Source organism: Actinocorallia aurea, from assembly GCF_054783995.1.
In genome coordinates this window covers 1-952 of sequence record NZ_BAAGPQ010000046.1, presented here as the reverse complement: position 1 = coordinate 952, position 952 = coordinate 1, and the positions used below count along the sequence as shown (strand labels likewise).

General features: G+C 70.0%; 1 protein-coding gene. It reads right to left on the bottom strand.

The annotated features are described in order from the left end of the window. The coding region (locus ACYVOM_RS41080; protein ID WP_460309058.1) for an S-(hydroxymethyl)mycothiol dehydrogenase at window positions 1–952 on the bottom strand (952 nt) is incomplete at both ends.

Sequence of the window (952 nt, the reverse complement as noted above, 5' to 3'; positions counted from 1 at the left end):
ATGTCGTTCAGGCCGATGGTCTCGGTGACGAAGGCGTCGAGGGCGAGGCGGCCTTGGAGGTGGAGGTCGATGAGCATGGGGAAGTCGCGTGTGGGCAGGCAGTCGCCGTACCAGGAGGATTTGAGGGAGCCGCCTCGGCCGAACACCTCCAGCAGCGGGAGTTCGATCTTCATGTCGGGGGTGGGGACGCCGACGAGGACGACGGTTCCGGCGAGGTCGCGGGCGTAGAACGCTTGTTCGTAGGTCTCGGGCCGGCCGACGGCCTCGATGACGACGTCGGCGCCGTTGCCCTCGGTCAGCTCCCGGATCGCCTCCACCGGATCGGTCTCGCTGCTGTTGACCGTGTGGGTGGCGCCCAGCTCCACGGCCTTGGCGAGTTTGCGGGGGTCGATGTCGACGGCGATGATCCTGCGGGCTCCGGCCAGGCGGGAGCCCATGATGGCGGCGTCGCCGACACCGCCGCAGCCGATCACCGCGACGCTGTCGCCGCGGCCGACGTTGCCGGTGTTGATGGCGGCGCCGATGCCGGCCATGACTCCGCAGCCCAAAAGCCCGGCGACTTCGGGCTTGGCGGCCGGGTCGACCTTGGTGCACTGGCCGGCGGCGACCAGGGTCTTGTCGGCGAAGGCCCCGATCCCGAGGGCGGGGGACAGCTCGGTGCCGTCCTCCAACGTCATCTTCTGCTCGGCGTTGTGGGTGTTGAAGCAGTACTGGGGACGTCCCCGCAGACACGCCCGGCACTGCCCGCACACGGCCCGCCAGTTCAGCACCACGAAGTCGCCGGGAGCGACCTCGGTGACGCCCTCGCCCACGGATTCCACGATCCCGGCCGCCTCGTGGCCGAGCAGGAACGGGAACCCGTCGTTGATGCCGCCCTGCTTGTAGTGCAGGTCGGTGTGGCACACCCCGCACGCCTGGATCTTGACCACGGCCTCGCCCGGACCCGGGTCGG